The following is a 15,070-nucleotide window of genomic DNA, read 5'->3' on the forward strand; positions in this document are numbered from 1 at the left end:
GGCGATCGCCACCCGCTGCTGCTGGCCGCCGGACAGCTCGGCCGGACGCTGCCCGGCGTGGTCGGCCAGGCCGACCAGCTCCAGCAGCAACTCGACCCGCCGCTCGCGATCGGCCGGGGCGACACGGGCCAGCCGCAGCGGGGCGGCGACGTTCTCCGCGGCCGACAGCACCGGGATCAACCCGAAGCTCTGGAAGACGTACGACAGCTTCTCGCGCCGCAGTCGGGACAGGCCGTCCTCGTCGAGCGCGGTGACGTCGGTGCCGTTGACGTGCACGGTGCCGGCGTCCGGGCGGTCCAGGCCGCCGATGACGTTGAGCAGGGTGGTCTTGCCCGAGCCGGACCGGCCGACGAGCGCCACCATGGAACCGGCGGCCACGTCGAACGACACGCCGCGCAGGGCGTGGACGACGGTCGGCCCGGTCTGGAAGCGCCGGTGTACGCCGCGCACGCGCAGCAGCGGTTCGCTGCTCATTCGCCGTTTCCCGAATCGGGGCGGATCGTGATGTGGTCGGGTTCCAGGGCCAGCCGGACCCGTCGGGTCAGCGCCAGCGCCTGGCGGAACTCGCGGGGCACCTGGACCCGCCCGGCCCGGTCCATCACGGCGTACTCCTCGGCGATCGTGTGTGTGTCGCCCGCCGCGTCGGTGGTGGTGCGGCGCAGCACCTCGCTGCTGGTGCGTCCGTCCCGGATCGCGACGGTCCGTTCGACCTGGCCGCTGACCTCGGGGTCGTGGGTCACCACGACGACGGTGACGCCGTACCGTCGGTTGACGTCCCGCAGAACGCCGAAGACCTCCGCGGACGTGGCGGCGTCCAGCTCGCCGGTCGGCTCGTCGGCGAGCAGGACCTGCGGCTGGTTGGCCAGTGCCACCGCTATCGCTACCCGCATCTGCTGCCCCCCGGAGAGCTGCCCGGGACGCCGATCGGCGCAGTCGGCGACACCGAGGCTGTCCAGCAGGTCCGCCGCGCGTTCCCGGCGCTCCTCCTTCGCGGTGCGCGCCGCCGCCATCGGCAGGTCCACCATCTCCCGTGCGGTCAGGTAGGGGATCAGGTTGCTCGCCGTCTGCTGCCGTACGAACCCGACGGTGTGCCGCCGGTAGTCCACCCGGTCCGCGCGGGACATCGTCAGCAGATTCCACTTGTCGACCCGGACCCGCCCGGCGGTGGGGGCGTCGATGCCGGCCAGGATGGACAGCAGCGTCGACTTGCCCGACCCGGAGGCACCGACGACGGCTACCAGCTCACCGCTCTCCACGGCGAGGTCCAGCCCCTGCAGTGCCTGCACCTCGATCGAACCGGTCTGGTAGATCCGCACCAGGTTCTCGCAGACGATGAGCGCGTCCCGGCCGAACTCGGGTGCCCGCGCGGATGGCTGTGGCAGGGACAGCGGGGTGCTGGTCATTCCCTTCTCCGTCCTCGTGCCGACGTCGAGCCACCACATGCGCCGAGCGCCTCGATTGCCCGTCCTGACGCAGATTGAAGCAGCTTCGCAATCGGCGGCTTCGTTGACCATGCCCCTGGGCGGCTTTCCTGCATCCTGGGCTGAGGCCTGCGGTTCTGCCACGGGCAGATCCGCTACCGGTGAAACGGGGTGCCGCCCGCCGACCCGTGCCGGCAGGGTGGCGTGCATGAGACTGCTGGTGCTGGGCGGAACGGGCTTTGTCGGCGGAGCCACGGTCACCGAGGGCGTACGCCGTGGTTGGTCGGTGACGGTGTTCAACCGCGGGCTGCACGGGGTGGTGCCTCCTGGCGTACACCGGTTGCGGGGTGACCGCACCGCGCCGGACGGCCTGGCGGCGCTGGCCGGCGGTGACTGGGACCTGGTGGTGGACACCTGGGACGGTGCGCCGCGCGCCGCCCGCGACGCCGCCCGTGTCCTCGCCCATTCGGTGGGCCACTACGTGTACGTGTCCAGCGGTTCGGTCTACCGCGACCCGTCGGCGCACGGGCTCGACGAGGACTCCCCGGTGGTGGACGCCGACGCGGACTCTGTCGACGGCGACTATCCGCAGCTCAAGGCCGGTGCCGAACGTGCCGTGCGAGAGGTGTTCGGCGACCGGGCGCTGATCGCCAGGGCCGGTCTGATCCTGGGTCCGGGGGAGGACGTCGGCCGGCTGCCGTGGTGGCTGCGGCGCGTCGAGCGCGGCGGTGACGTGCTCGCGCCCGGGCCGGCCGGCCTGTCGGTGCAGTACGTCGACGTCCGCGATCTGGCGGGGTGGATGCTCGACGCGGGCGCCCGGCGGCTGGGCGGCACTGTCAACGCGGTCGGTCGTCGCGAGCAGACCACGATGGGTGAGCTCCTCGACGCGTGCGTGGCCGTCACCGGTGCTGATGCCCTGCTGCGCTGGACCGATCCGGCCCGGATCGTCGCCGCCGGTGTGCAGCCGTGGAGCGACCTGCCGATCTGGATGCCGACCGGCCACCCGTACCGGGGGCTGTTGGAGCAGGACGTGACCCGCGCCCACGCCGCCGGGTTGACCTGCCGGCCGGTGGCCGAGACCGTCGCCGACACACCTGGCAGTGGCTGCGCGAGGTCGGTGCCGTTCCGCCGCGCGCCGGGCGACCGCATCGCAGCTCGATCGGGTTGGACCCGACCCGGGAGGCGGCGGTGCTCGCCGCCTGACCGCGTCGGTCGCGGCTCAGGCCGGCACCGCCGGCAGGTCGAGCACCTCGTTCACGTCGCGCCGGGGGGTCGGTCGGCCCGGCTGGCCGTACCCGATCCGCAGCACCATCTGTGGCGTGCCGAACCGCCCCAACGACAGCCGCAGCTGCTCCCGTGCCGTCGGCACTTCGATCGGTTGGGAGAGCATCGACACGCTGAGCCCGGCGTCGGTGGCGACGAGCAGCAACCGTTGCAGGGCCTGGCCGGCGATCACCTGGTCCACTGCCGTGTTGCCGAACGAGCCGAGCACTCCGACGAGGGGCTCCGGCTCGAAGTCACGCCCCGCGGCGCGGTCGCGCCCACCGAATCCGCGCGTCGGTAGGACGTCCTGCGGCTCGCCCTGCGGACCCCCGGCCGAGGCGGGTACGCCGTCCGGCGCCGGCTCCCGACGCAACCACCGCTCGCTCTCCGCCCGGTACGCCGGGTCCCGCTCCAGCACCCGGTGTGCGCTGCGGGCGATCTCGCCGAACGCGGCGACCGCGCTCACCCCGATCAGCAACTCCAACCAGCACTGCTCGGCACAAGCGGCCTCGCCGAGGCGCCACCGGACGTCGGCCGGCACCCGGTCCGGCCAGAACGGCAGCCGGTTGCTGAACCGGCGGGGGATGGCCGCGTACAGGCTCTGCTCGGCCAGGGACGGACGACGCGGGGTGTCCGGCACCAGCCGGGCCAGCAGGTCCGGTTCGGCCGGGTCGGGGCGCAGTCGAACCCGGGCCGGGATTGCGGCGACCGCCAGCGCCATCCGCAGGTTGAACAGCGCCGCGCCGCAGGCGATCCGGACACCCCAGCCGCTCGGGTCGGTCGCCGGCAGCCGTCGGGTCGGGTCGGCGAGCACCTCGATGCCGCCGTCGCGCAGCCGCAGCCGCCACGGCTGGGTGTTGTGCAACGACGGCGCCCGGACCGCGTCCACGGCGGCGGCCCGTAGCTGGGCTTCGGTGTAGCCGATGTCCATGGCGGTGCTCCTTTCCCGGCGCGCCGGCGGCTGACGGTGCCGTTGCGGCTGGCGTACCTCCACGTTGCGCCGTCGGGTCGGCCGGGGAGCAGGGCCGGACGTCCCGACCGGTCGGGCCCGACCGCCCCCGAACGTCGGCTCGACCCGGTCGGGACCTTCGGCCCGTGCGGCGCGATGGGGTACGGGGGTAGAAACGAAGGATGATCCGCGTCTTCCTCCTCGACGACCACGAGGTCGTCCGCCGTGGCCTGGCCGACCTGCTGCAGAGCGGCGGCGACATCGAGGTGGTCGGCGAGTCCGGCTCCGCGCAGGAGGCGGTGCGCCTCATCCCGGCGTTACGGCCCGACGTGGCGATCCTCGACGCGCGGCTGCCCGACGGCAACGGCATCGACGTGTGCCGTGACGTCCGCGCCGTCGACTCGTCCATCAGGGGCCTGATCCTCACCTCGTACGAGGACGACGAGGCGCTGTTCGCGGCGATCATGGCAGGCGCCGCCGGATACGTGCTCAAGCAGATCCGGGGCACCGACCTGGTCGACGCGGTGCGGCGGGTGGCGGGCGGGCAGTCGCTGCTCGACCCGGCGATCACCGCTCGGGTGTTGGAGCGCATCCGCAACGGGGTCGAGCAGCCGCGCGAGCTGAGGTCACTCACCGAGCAGGAGCGCCGAATCCTGGAGTACGTGGCGGAAGGGCTCACCAACCGGGAGATCGCGGCCAAGATGTTCCTGGCGGAAAAGACGGTGAAGAACTACATGTCCAGCGTGCTGGCCAAACTGGGCCTGGAGCGCCGCACCCAGGCCGCCGTCCTGGCCACTCGCCTGCTCGGCAAGACCCCCTGACCCGGGCCGCTCAGTCGCCCAGCGGCACGGACCAGCTCACCTCGGCGCCGTGCGGCTCGACCGGGCGGATGGTGAAGGTGCCGCCGTGCCCCTCGGCGCGTTCACGCAGGTTGACCAACCCACCCCGGGCGGCGGCCGGGTCACAGCCCACCCCGTCGTCGGTGACCGTCACGCTCACCCGCCCGGCGTCGACGCGTACGGCGACGGCCACCCGGGTGGCCTGCGCGTGGCGGACCGTGTTGGACAACGCCTCGCGCAGCACCGCGGTGAGATCCGGGCGGATGGCGTCCGGCACGGCGCTGTCCACCGGGCCGGTCACCTCCAGGTGCGGTGTGAAGCCCAACGACTCGGCGGCCAGCTCGATCGCCTCACGGATCTCGGTACGCAGCGCGGCGCTCATCGGCGTCCGCAGCTCGAAGATGGTCCGGCGGATGTCCCGGATCGTGGCGTCCAGATCGTCGACGGCCGTGTTGATCCGCTTGGCCACCTCCGGTCGCCCCATCATCGGCGCGGCGCTCTGCAGTTGCAGGCCGGTGGCGAAGAGCCGCTGGATCACCACGTCGTGCAGGTCACGGGCGATCCGCTCGCGGTCCTCCAGGACCACCAGCAACTCCCGTTCCTCCTGACCGCGCGCCCGTTCCATGGCCAGCGCCGCCTGACCGGCGAAGCTGCCCAGCAGGGCCACGTCGTCCTCGCTGCTGACACCGCCGCGATCCGTGCGGTGTGCCACGACCAGAACGCCGTGCAGCGTCTCGGCGGTCGCCAGCGGTGAGATCACCGCCGGCCCGGTGCGCAGCAGAGCCGGCCACGGCGCGGCGTGCGCCAGGTCGTCCACCCGGTCGTGGCGGCCCTCGGCGACCGCCGCGCCGAAGCTGGTGTCGGCCACCGGCAGGACCGTGCCGACCAGTGCCTGGGCCTGCGCGTCGGCACCGTCGACCACCTCGACGGTGAACTGCGCGAGGTCGGCGTCGTAGAGCAGCACCAGCGCCAGCTCGGCCTCGGCGACCTCCCGGGCTCGGCGGGCGACAAGTGCCAACGCGTCGGTACGGCGTACCTCGCCGAGCAGCACCGAGGTGATCTCGGCGGTGGCCGCGAGCCACCGTTCCCGCCGGTGCGCCAGCGCGTAGAGGCGGGCGTTCTCGATGGCCACGCCAGCGGCGGCGGCGAGCGCGACGACGATCTCCTCGTCGTCGTCGGTGAACTGCGCTCCGCCCTGCTTCTCGGCCAGGTAGAGGTTGCCGAACACCTGGTCGCGGATGCGCACCGGCACGCCCAGGAAGCTGTGCATCGGCGGGTGGTTGGCGGGGAAACCGTAGGAGCGGGGGTGCTTGGTGATGTCCGGCATCCGCAGCGGTCGCGGCTCGTCGATGAGCAGACCGAGCACTCCCCGCCCGTGTGGCAGGTCGCCGATCTTCGCGTGCTGCTCCGGGGTGATGCCGTGCACGATGAAGTCGTGCAGCAGCCGGTCCGGGCCGAGGATGCCCAGGGCGCCGTACCGGGCCCCGACCAGGTCGCAGGCGGACCCGACGATGCGTTGCAGAGTGGTCCGCAGGTCGAGGTTGCTGCCGATGCCGACCACCGCGTCGAGCAGGGCACGCAGCCGCTCCCGGCTGGTGACGACGTCACCGACCCGCTCCAGCATCTCCTGGAGCAACTCGTCGAGGTGGACCCGGGACAGTGGGCTCAAGCCGAGCGACGGGGTCGCCGAAGGGTCCTGACGAGGCGGCGGCACGCTGCTGGTCACCGGGGGATGGTAGCGCCGGTGACCTCGCCGGCAGAGCCCCTCAGCGGACGGCGGAGGTGTCGACCACCTGCGCGGTGGTCAGCCGCGGCGTGTGCGGTGGCCCCGCGTGTGCGGGGTCCGCGATGCCCAACCGGAGCACCAGGTACGGGAAGCCGATCCCGGAGAGCAGCTGACGCAGGGTCTGCCGGGTGCCCGGCACCTCCACCACCGCGCTGAGCGGCACCACCGACACGCCGAGGCGGGTGGCGGTGAGCCATCCGGCGGACAGGGCCTCGCCCGCGCGCAGCCAACTGTCCGGTACGTCCTCGTCGCCGTGCAGCATCGCGTACGCCGCCGCCTGGTCGTGCCCGGGGCCGATGGGCAGACTGCCGGGGCGGCCGAAGTCGCGGCCCGGCACCGTGGTCTGCGCGGGCTGCTCGGGCAGCACCTCCGCCGTCAGCCCGGTGCCGGCCTCGGCCCGGTTCGTCCAGTACGCCAGCTCGGCGCGTAACTCCGGATCTTCCGCCTCGACCGTGTCGGCGTGCCCGGCGGTGGCGGCCAGCTCCAGCACCTGGTCGCGGTCGAGGATCTGCAACCGGCCGCCCTCGTCGGTCACCGCGCGGGTGATCTGTTCGATCGCGGAGGTCGGCACCGGCTCGTCGCTGACCGGCCGCCGGTCGGTGTGCCGCACCTGCATGCACTGCACGAGGCGCATGGCGTCCGGGTCGGCCGGGACGCGGCTGAGGTCGGTCAGCCGGGCCAGCAGCTCACCGTCGTCCGGGTCAGGCCGCCGTTCCACCACGGCGCGCCATCCCTGCGCGGCCAGCGCCACGCGGGCGTGGTGCAGGGCGGTGCCGCAGCTGACCGCGAGCAGCCGGCCCTCCGGGTCGGAGGCGGCGAGCTGCCGGTCGGCGACGGAGCGAAGTTCCAGCGCATCGGGCAGCACCCGCCAGCGCCACGGCTGGGTGTTGTGCACCGAGGGGGCGTGGCCGGCGGTGGCGGCGGCCTCCGCCAGCGCGGTGGCCGGCTGGCTCTCCTGACTCATGGTCACGACCTTTCCGTCTCTGCTCATCGTGCCTCACGATGCGGTGCCGCGCGGTGGGTTGCCGTTCCATCCTGGCGGCATCGGGCGTGGTGAGGCAGGGGCCGTTGGTCCCGTCGCGCCGGGTCGTCCCGCCCGCCCAGCCCGACCTCACCCCACCGAGCCACCAGCCCCGGCCCGCCAGCCCGCACCCGGCCGCCGGGCGAATCGGGCGGTGTCGGGTCGATGCGACGCTGTGGGCTGCGACGATGCGCAGATGGCAGCGGAGTCGACCGAGTGCGTCGACCAGCAGCCGGCGCGCAGCCGCGTCCGGCGGTGGTGGGCGTGGACGCCGCTGCTCGGGCTCGGCGTCGCGGTACTCGCCGGCGCCGCGCTGCGGGTCGCCGGGCAGCGGGACACGGCCGAGGTGATCTGGGCGGCCGTCACGGTGGCCGCGCTGCTCCCCGCCGCGTGGTCGATGCTGCGCTCGTTGTGGCACCGGCACTTCGGCGTCGACGTGATCGCCGTGCTGGCCCTGGCCGGCGCGCTCGCGGTCGGGGAGTACCTGGCCGGGGCGGTGATCGCGGTGATGCTGGCGACCGGACGCTCGCTGGAGGCGTACGCGCAGCGCCGCGCCACCCGGGACCTGCGGGCGCTGCTGGCCCGGGCCCCGCGTACCGCCCGCCGACGCGGCCCGGGAGGCGCGATCGAGGTGGTGCCGCTGGATCGGGTGGAGGCGGCGGACCGGCTGCTCGTGGGGCCCGGCGACGTGGTGCCGGTCGACGGGACCGTCGACGAGGCGGCCACCCTGGACGAGTCGGTGGTGACCGGCGAGTCGCGGCTGGTCCAGCGGGCGGCCGGGGAGTCGGTGGCCAGCGGCGTGGTGAACGCGGGGGCCGCGTTCGGGATGCGGGCGGTGCGGAACGCGGCGCAGAGCACGTACGCCGGCATCGTGCGGCTGGCCGAGGAGGCGACCGCGCACAAGGCCCCGATGGTCCGGCTGGCCGACCGGTACGCCGCCGCGTTCGTGCCGTTCACGCTGGTCCTGGCCGGGCTGGCGTGGCTGCTCTCCGGTGACGTGGTCCGGGCGGTCGCGGTGCTGGTGGTGGCCACCCCGTGCCCGCTGCTGCTGGCCACCCCGATCGCCATCGTCTCCGGGCTGTCCCGGGTGGCCCGGCGTGGTGTGCTGGTCCGCGACGGCGGCTCGCTGGAACTGCTCGGCCGGGCCCGAACCCTGCTGGTGGACAAGACCGGCACGCTCACCGCCGGCCACCCGCGTGCCGCCGAGACGGTCGTCGCGCCGGGCGGCGACCGGGACGAGGTGCTGCGGCTGGCGGCCTCGGTGGAACAGCTCTCCCCGCACGTGCTGGCCGCCGCGCTGGTCCGGCAGGCCCGGGAGCGCGGGCTGGCGCTGACCGAGCCGACCGACGTGACCGAGGAGCCGGGCCGAGGGGTCAGCGGCCGGGTGGACGGCCGGTTGGTCCGTGTCGGTCAGTTCACGGGCGAGCTGCCGGAGTGGGCGGACCGGGCGCGGGCCCGCACCGAGCTGGCCGGCTGGTCGGCGGTGTGGGTCAGTGACGACGGCGGGGTGCTCGGCGCGATCCTGCTGGAGGACCCGGTACGCCCCGACGCCCGCCGGACCGTGCGCCGGCTGCGAGCGGCGGGGCTGCGGCGGATCGTGCTGGTCACCGGCGACCGTCCGGCAACCGCCGCGCAGGTCGCCGCGACCGTCGGCGTGGACGACGTCCTGGCCCGCTGCACACCGCAGGAGAAGGTGGCCCGGGTTAAGGAGGAGGCCGCCCGGGCGGTCACCGTGATGGTCGGCGACGGGGTGAACGACGCGCCGGCGCTGGCCGAGGCGCACGTGGGTGTGGCGATGGGTGCCACCGGGGCGACCGCCTCGGCGGACGTGGCGGACGCGGTGCTCACCGTGGACCGCCTGGACCGGCTCGCCGACGCCGTGGAGATCGCCCGGTACGCCCGCCGGATCGCCGTGCAGAGCGCCACCGTCGGAATGGGGCTGGCCGTGCTGGCGATGCTCGTGGCGGCGGCCGGTCGGCTCCCCCCGGTGGTCGGCGCGTTCCTTCAGGAGGGCATCGACGTGCTGGTCATCCTCAACGCGTTGCGGGCCCTGCGGGGTGGACTGCGCCGCCGCGAGGTCGCACCGCGTACCCGGGAACTGCTCGCCCGCGCCGCCCGGGAACACCAGGCGGTACGCGGTGTGCTGGCCGGGCTGCGCGACACCGCCGACCTGGTCGCCACCGAACCGGCCTCGCCGAGGTGCCTGCCGGCGGTACGCGAGACGCACCGCCGGCTGACCGAGCAGGTGCTTCCGCACGAGGCCGCCGAGGATCGAGAGCTCTACCCCGCGCTGGCCGAGCCGCTGGGCAGCGGCGAGGCGACGTCCACGATGAGCCGCGCGCACGTGGAGATCCGCCGCCAGGTCGACCTGCTCGGCGTCCAACTGGGGCAGACCGACGATGGGCGGCTTCGCCCGGACCAGGTTCCCGACCTGCTCGCGAGCCTCTACGGGCTGGACGCCGTGCTCCGCCTGCACCTGGCGCAGGAAGAGGAGGAGTTCTTCACCCTCGACCCGACCGAGCCGGTGCCCGAGCGCCGCTGACCCCGGTGCCGCATGACGCGGGCGGCCCCGGGTGTGCCTCAGCGTTCCCGGACCACAGCGACCGGGCAGTGGGAGTGCTGGATCAACTGCTGGCTCACCGAGCCGAGCAGCATTCCGGCCAACCCGCCCCGGCCCCGACTGCCGACCACCACCAGCCGCGCGTCGCGGCTCGCCTCGATCAGCATCGACGCCGGGCTGCCCCCGACGAGGTCGACGGTGATGTCCAGCTCGGGAAACGTCCGCCTCCACGGCTCCAGCGCCGCCTCGACGGACGCCCGCTCGTCGGGGACCCCGGCCGCCCCGCCGGGGCCGGGTGTCCAGGCGTGCAGCACGCGCAGGGGCACCTGCCGTTGCGCGGCCCGTTCGGCCGCGAAACCGAGCGCCACCAGCGACGCGTCCGAGCCGTCCACGCCGACCGCCACCGGGCCGACCGGCCCGCCGGCCGTCCCGTCCCGAACCACCACGACCGGGCAGTGTGCGTGCGCCGCCACCGACACCGCCGTCGACCCGGCCAGCAGACCACCGAAGCCACCGTGCCCCCGACTGCCGAGCACCAGCAGGCTCGCCTCCGCTGAGCGCTCCTGCAACACCAGGGCAGGCGGCCCGTCGTACACCTCGCCGGTGACCGTCAGGCCGGGGTTCGCTGTGGCGGCGTCGCCCGCCGTGGTGCGGACCAGGTCGTCGACCTGCCGGCGAGCGGTGTCGTCCGGCCAGACCCCGGGTGCCACACCCGGACCGACCCAGCCGGCGACTGTCAACCACTCGAAGACGTACGCCAGCCGCACCGGTTGGCCGCTGTGCCGACCTTCCTCCAGCGCCCAGTCGAGGGCCACCGACGCGTCGGTGGAGCCGTCGTAGCCGACCAGGATCTCCGCGTCGCGCACGTCGTCCTCCTTCAGGGGTTGGTCGGGTCGGTTTCGCGGACCCAGCGCCACTCGGCGACCTGGGGGTCGTCCTCGCCGTACTGGCGGGTGTAGTCGCGGGCCGCCTGCCGGGCGTCGGCCATCTGCTGGCGCAGGTGCGCGGCGCGGGCGGCCAGGCCCGGCACCCGGTCGATGACGTCGATGACCAGGTGGAAGCGGTCCAGGTCGTTGAGCATCACCATGTCGAACGGGGTGGTGGTGGTGCCCTCCTCCTTGTAGCCGCGCACGTGCAGGTTCTCGTGGTTGGTGCGGCGGTAGGTGAGTCGGTGGATCAGCCACGGGTAGCCGTGGTACGCGAAGATGACCGGCCGGTCCGCGGTGAAGATGGTGTCGAACTCCTTGTCGGTCAGGCCGTGCGGGTGCTCGGTGTCCGGTTGGAGTCGCATCAGGTCGACCACGTTGACCAGTCGCACCTTCAGCTCCGGGAGGTGCTGGCGCAGCAGCTCGACGGCGGCCAGAGCCTCCAGGGTGGGCACGTCCCCGCAGCAGGCGAGCACCACGTCCGGCTCGCTGCCGCCGTCGTTGCTGGCCCACTCCCAGATGCCGAGGCCGCGTCGGGTGTGCTGGATCGCCTCGGTCATCGTCAGCCAGTTCGGCGCGGGCTGCTTACCGGCGACGACCACGTTGATGTAGTGCCGGCTGCGCAGGCAGTGGTCCATCGTCGCGAGCAGGGTGTTGGCGTCCGGCGGCAGGTAGACCCGTACCACTTCGGCTTTCTTGTTGACCACGTGGTCGATGAAGCCCGGGTCCTGGTGGGAGAACCCGTTGTGGTCCTGACGCCACACGTGGCTGGACAGCAGGTAGTTCAGCGAGGCGAGCGGCTGCCGCCAGGGGATGGCCCGGGTCACCTTCAGCCACTTGGCGTGCTGGTTGAGCATCGAGTCGACGATGTGGATGAACGCCTCGTAGCTGGTGAACACGCCGTGCCGGCCGGTGAGCAGGTAGCCCTCCAACCAGCCCTGGCACAGGTGCTCGGAGAGCACCTCCATGACCCGGCCGTCGGGGGAGAGATGGTCGTCGCCGGGCACCGTGGCGGCCACCCACGCACGGTCGGTCACCTCGAACGCGGCACCCAGCCGGTTGGAGGCGACCTCGTCCGGGCCGAACAGCCGGAACGTCTGCGGGTTGGCGCTGATGACGTCACGGATCCACGGCCCGAGCGCACCGGTGGCACCCGCCATCGGCTGACCCGGCTCGGGGACCTCCACCGCGTAGTCGCGGAAGTCCGGCAGGGTCAGGTCGCGCAGCACCACGCCGCCGTTGGTGACCGGGTTGGCGCTCATCCGCCGATCCCCGCGCGGCGGCAGGGTCCGCACCTCGTCGACCGGTGCGCCGGTCGCGTCGAACAACTCCTCCGGTCGGTAGCTGCGCAGCCACCGCTCCAGCTCGGCCAGGTGGGCGGGGTTGTCGCGGACGCCCGACAGCGGCACCTGGTGGGCGTGGAAGGTGCCTTCGACCTGGGCGCCGTCGACCTCGCGTGGGCCGGTCCAACCCTTCGGCGTCCGCAGGACGATCATCGGCCAGCGGGGGCGTTCGACGACGCCCTGCGAGCGGGCTCGCCGCTGGATCTCGGCGATCTCGTCCAGCGCGCGGTCCATCGTCGCGGCGAGGATGCGGTGCACCTGGGCGGGGTCGTCACCGGCCACCACGTACGGCTGGTAGCCCGACCCGCGCAGGAGGTCGAGCAGGTCGGCCTCGGGGATCCGGGCCAACACGGTCGGGTTGGCGATCTTGTAACCGTTGAGGTGCAGGATGGGCAGCACCGCGCCGTCGCGCGCCGGGTTGAGGAACACGTTGGAGAGCCAACTTCCGGCCAGCGGCCCGGTCTCCGCCTCACCGTCGCCGATCACGCAGGCCACCACCAGGTCCGGGTGGTCGAACGCGGCGCCGTAGGCGTGGCTCAACGCGTACCCCAGCTCGCCGCCCTCGTGGATCGAACCCGGCACGTCCGCCGCGACGTGGCTGGGGATGCCGCCCGGGAAGGAGAACTGGCGGAACAGCCGGGACATCCCGGCCTCGTCGCGCGCCACGTCGTGGTACCGCTCCGACCAGGTGCCCTCCAACCAGGTGTTGGCCACGATCGCCGGGCCGCCGTGGCCGGGGCCGGTGACCAGCATGGCGTTCAGGTCGCGCGCCACGATCACCCGGTTGAGGTGGGCGTAGATCAGGTTGAGCCCGGGGCTCGTGCCCCAGTGCCCGAGCAGCCGGGGCTTGATGTCGTCGGCGGTCAGCGGCTCGCGCAGCAGCGGGTTGTCGAGCAGGTAGATCTGCCCGACGGTCAGGTAGTTCGCCGCTCGCCAGTAGGCGTCCAGCCGGCGCAGCTCCTCGTCGGTCAGAACGCGGTGTGTGTCGAGAGCGGTATCCATGATGCTGCCTCTCGCGGGTAGGGGGCTTCCGGGCTTCAGCCTTGCCGCTGCGGACGCCCCGGGTTCAGGGCCGTTGGTCCCGCTTCGGGTGGGCGTCGGGCCCGGTCAGCGGCTTCTCGGCCAGGCCACGAACGACGACGACCGGTGCCGGTGAGTGGTAGAGCAGGGACTGGGCGACAGCGCCCAACATGGCTCGGCCCGGTTCGTCGCCACGGGCGGCGACGAGCACCACCTGTGCCGACCGGGATGCCTCGATCAGGACCTCGGCGGGATCACCCCGGACGACACGGCACTCGACGGGCACCGAGCCGTGGCTGCCGACGTGCTGGGTCAGCGCCTCGTTGAGCTGCTCGGCGACCGCGTCGGTGTCCTCGTCGTACTCCACCGCGCGCAGCGCCACCAACCGGCCGTCCCGGCGGGCCGCACACTGCAGGGCCCATTGCAGCGCGAGGTGCGAGCTGGGGGAGCCGTCCACCCCGACCAGCACCGGGCCCTGCGGCGGTGGCTCGCGGCGTACCACGAGCAGGGGGCAGCCGGCCCGGGCGGCCAACTGCACGGCGGGGGTCTCGGCCGGTACGCACTGACCGCTGCCGGCCATCCCGCTGTCGCCGACGGCCAGCAGGAAGGCCGTCTCCGACCGGCGGATCAGGGTCGGCAGCATGGCGCTCTCGACGATCTCGCTGCGGACGGTGAGCTCCGGCTCGGTCTGGTGGGCGAGTTGGGCCGCCGTGGTAATCAGCTTTTCGGCCTCGTCGCGGGGTGCGGCGACGGTGTCGGCGGCGAAGGCCGCGTGCCAGTCGAAGGTGTGCAGCAGGTGCAGTGGCCGGTGGTGTCCGGCGGCTTCCTGCGCGGCCTGTTCGACGACCGGGAGGTCGAGTGTCGACCCGAGGCCGACCAGCACCGCCGCGTCGGCGGGTACGGCCATCCGATATCACCTCCCGGGCGTCGCGCCCGGCACGACCACGCTGTCCCTGACCGAGGGTAGTCGGGCGAGCACGGCGGCGGGGTGGATCGGCCGGCACCGCGGTCGCGTCAACTGGGGTTGACACGAGTTGCGCTGTCAACGTATGTTGACGGCATGAGTCAGGCGACAGAACTCGCGGCGGCAGCCGGCAGCACCGACCCCCGGGTCGGGCTGCGTGCCGTCCGCGCGCTACGCCGGCTGCTCGAGCGGCTCGAGGTGGTCCAGGTGGACAACGCCCGACGACAGGGCTGGTCCTGGCAGGAGATCGCCGACGCGCTCGAGGTCAGCCGGCAGGCGGTCCACAAGAAGCACGCCGGGCGACCGGCGGTCAACTCATCCTGGGAGGCGTGATGTTCGAACGGTTCACCGACCGGGCGCGCGACGTGGTGCGGCGGGCACTGGAGGAGGCACGGGTCGAGGGTCAACGGCCGGTGGGCACAGAACACCTGCTGCTCGCCCTCCTCGCCGACGACGCGGGCCTGGCCAGCCGGGTGCTCGCCGACGCCGGTGTGCGCGCCGACGACCTGCGCGAACGCGTACGCCGGCACACCACCACCGGTGGCGTCGGCCTCGGCGACGCCGACGCGGCGGCCCTGCGGGAGATCGGCATCGACCTGGCCGCGATCGTGGCCCGCATCGAGCAGTCCTTCGGCCCGGACGCGCTACGCGAGGCAGTGCCGGCGCCGCGCCGCCGCTGGGGGCGCAAGCGGTACCTCGGCGGCCCCTTCTCGCCCCGGTCCAAGAAGGTGCTGGAGCTGTCCCTGCGGGAGGCGCTGCGTCTGCGTCACAAGCACATCGGCACCGAGCACATCCTGCTCGGGGTTCTCCGGGAGGGGCACGGGCTGGGCGCGCTGGTGCTCACCGAGTCCGGGATCAACCTCGATGATCTGCGCCGTCGGGTGGAGGTCGCGCTCCGGGCGGCGGCCTGACGGGTGAGCGCGCGTTGAAACCTGTCTGTGGTGCTTCCGACGCCGCCGGGTCGCCGGGTCGCTGAAG

12 protein-coding genes and 2 pseudogenes are annotated in these 15,070 nt (G+C 73.5%); 6 read left to right on the top strand and 8 right to left on the bottom strand.

The features are described from left to right. Together ACWCO3_RS02180 and ACWCO3_RS02185 are read right to left on the bottom strand one after the other, a co-directional pair. Window positions 1–474, bottom strand: a 474-nt coding sequence (locus tag ACWCO3_RS02180) for an ABC transporter ATP-binding protein (RefSeq protein WP_450008039.1), incomplete at its 3' end; no start/stop codon positions are given. Next, complete coding sequence (locus ACWCO3_RS02185) at window positions 471–1,403, bottom strand: ABC transporter ATP-binding protein (protein WP_358162819.1); 933 nt, start codon at window positions 1,401–1,403, stop codon at window positions 471–473. The genes ACWCO3_RS02180 and ACWCO3_RS02185, both read right to left, overlap by 4 nt. A gap of 226 nt (window positions 1,404–1,629) precedes the next feature. On the opposite strand from ACWCO3_RS02185, the pseudogene ACWCO3_RS02190 reads away from it, so the two are divergent. Then, window positions 1,630–2,624 (top strand): annotated as a pseudogene (locus ACWCO3_RS02190) (NAD-dependent epimerase/dehydratase family protein). Window positions 2,625–2,640: 16 nt separating this feature from the next. Here ACWCO3_RS02190 and ACWCO3_RS02195 read toward each other — a convergent pair. Continuing rightward, the gene (locus ACWCO3_RS02195; RefSeq protein WP_450008042.1) at window positions 2,641–3,615 is read right to left on the bottom strand and encodes an Acg family FMN-binding oxidoreductase; all 975 of its coding nucleotides are present in this window, start codon (window positions 3,613–3,615) and stop codon (window positions 2,641–2,643) included. Between the two features lie 200 nt (window positions 3,616–3,815). Between ACWCO3_RS02195 and ACWCO3_RS02200 the strand changes: the two genes are divergently transcribed. Further along, window positions 3,816–4,454, top strand: a complete 639-nt coding sequence (locus tag ACWCO3_RS02200) for a response regulator (RefSeq protein WP_145784804.1) — start codon at window positions 3,816–3,818, stop codon at window positions 4,452–4,454. A 10-nt stretch (window positions 4,455–4,464) separates the two neighbouring features. On the opposite strand, the gene ACWCO3_RS02205 is transcribed toward ACWCO3_RS02200, so the two are convergent. Next, window positions 4,465–6,141, bottom strand: a complete 1,677-nt coding sequence (locus ACWCO3_RS02205; protein ID WP_145785802.1) for a sensor histidine kinase — start codon at window positions 6,139–6,141, stop codon at window positions 4,465–4,467. A gap of 97 nt (window positions 6,142–6,238) precedes the next feature. Continuing rightward, window positions 6,239–7,222, bottom strand: a complete 984-nt coding sequence (locus ACWCO3_RS02210) for an Acg family FMN-binding oxidoreductase (RefSeq protein ID WP_450008080.1) — start codon at window positions 7,220–7,222, stop codon at window positions 6,239–6,241. Window positions 7,223–7,475: 253 nt separating this feature from the next. Between ACWCO3_RS02210 and ACWCO3_RS02215 the strand changes: the two are divergent. Further along, window positions 7,476–9,338: pseudogene (locus ACWCO3_RS02215) on the top strand (heavy metal translocating P-type ATPase); the annotation flags it as partial. Continuing rightward, window positions 9,321–9,821, top strand: coding sequence for a hemerythrin domain-containing protein (locus ACWCO3_RS02220; RefSeq protein ID WP_280116519.1), 501 nt, complete (start codon window positions 9,321–9,323; stop codon window positions 9,819–9,821). The pseudogene ACWCO3_RS02215 and the gene ACWCO3_RS02220, both read left to right, overlap by 18 nt. Window positions 9,822–9,859: 38 nt before the next feature. Here ACWCO3_RS02220 and ACWCO3_RS02225 read toward each other — a convergent pair whose 3' ends face one another. From ACWCO3_RS02225 to ACWCO3_RS02235, 3 genes are all read right to left on the bottom strand, one after another. After that, window positions 9,860–10,705 carry a universal stress protein gene (locus tag ACWCO3_RS02225; RefSeq protein ID WP_145784801.1) on the bottom strand — a complete coding sequence of 282 codons (846 nt, stop codon included), beginning with the start codon at window positions 10,703–10,705 and terminating at the stop codon, window positions 9,860–9,862. A gap of 11 nt (window positions 10,706–10,716) precedes the next feature. Next, window positions 10,717–13,110 carry a phosphoketolase family protein gene (locus tag ACWCO3_RS02230; RefSeq protein WP_145784800.1) on the bottom strand — a complete coding sequence of 798 codons (2,394 nt, stop codon included), beginning with the start codon at window positions 13,108–13,110 and terminating at the stop codon, window positions 10,717–10,719. A gap of 64 nt (window positions 13,111–13,174) precedes the next feature. Further along, window positions 13,175–14,035, bottom strand: a complete 861-nt coding sequence (locus ACWCO3_RS02235; RefSeq protein ID WP_450008045.1) for a universal stress protein — start codon at window positions 14,033–14,035, stop codon at window positions 13,175–13,177. A gap of 153 nt (window positions 14,036–14,188) precedes the next feature. Here ACWCO3_RS02235 and ACWCO3_RS02240 point away from each other — a divergent pair, with 153 nt between their 5' ends. Both ACWCO3_RS02240 and ACWCO3_RS02245 read left to right on the top strand, forming a co-directional pair. Beyond that, on the top strand, window positions 14,189–14,425 hold the full coding sequence (locus ACWCO3_RS02240) for an HTH domain-containing protein (protein WP_007457155.1): 237 nt from the start codon (window positions 14,189–14,191) through the stop codon (window positions 14,423–14,425). Continuing rightward, window positions 14,425–15,003, top strand: a complete 579-nt coding sequence (locus ACWCO3_RS02245) for a Clp protease N-terminal domain-containing protein (RefSeq protein ID WP_145784798.1) — start codon at window positions 14,425–14,427, stop codon at window positions 15,001–15,003. The genes ACWCO3_RS02240 and ACWCO3_RS02245 overlap by 1 nt, the downstream gene beginning before the upstream one ends. The last annotated feature ends 67 nt before the right edge of the window (window positions 15,004–15,070 follow it).

The sequence above is a fragment of the Micromonospora sp. NPDC002411 genome (assembly GCF_053592955.1).

Bases quoted from the DNA above. Each gene is read 5' to 3' on its own strand.
- ACWCO3_RS02185 (WP_358162819.1), bottom strand. From the start codon at position 1,403: ATGACCAGCACCCCGCTGTCCCTGCCACAGCCATCCGCGCGGGCACCC.
- ACWCO3_RS02195 (WP_450008042.1), bottom strand. From the start codon at position 3,615: ATGGACATCGGCTACACCGAAGCCCAGCTACGGGCCGCCGCCGTGGAC.
- ACWCO3_RS02200 (WP_145784804.1), top strand. From the start codon at position 3,816: ATGATCCGCGTCTTCCTCCTCGACGACCACGAGGTCGTCCGCCGTGGC.
- ACWCO3_RS02210 (WP_450008080.1), bottom strand. From the start codon at position 7,222: ATGAGTCAGGAGAGCCAGCCGGCCACCGCGCTGGCGGAGGCCGCCGCC.
- ACWCO3_RS02230 (WP_145784800.1), bottom strand. From the start codon at position 13,110: ATGGATACCGCTCTCGACACACACCGCGTTCTGACCGACGAGGAGCTG.
- ACWCO3_RS02235 (WP_450008045.1), bottom strand. From the start codon at position 14,035: ATGGCCGTACCCGCCGACGCGGCGGTGCTGGTCGGCCTCGGGTCGACA.
- ACWCO3_RS02240 (WP_007457155.1), top strand. From the start codon at position 14,189: ATGAGTCAGGCGACAGAACTCGCGGCGGCAGCCGGCAGCACCGACCCC.
- ACWCO3_RS02245 (WP_145784798.1), top strand. From the start codon at position 14,425: ATGTTCGAACGGTTCACCGACCGGGCGCGCGACGTGGTGCGGCGGGCA.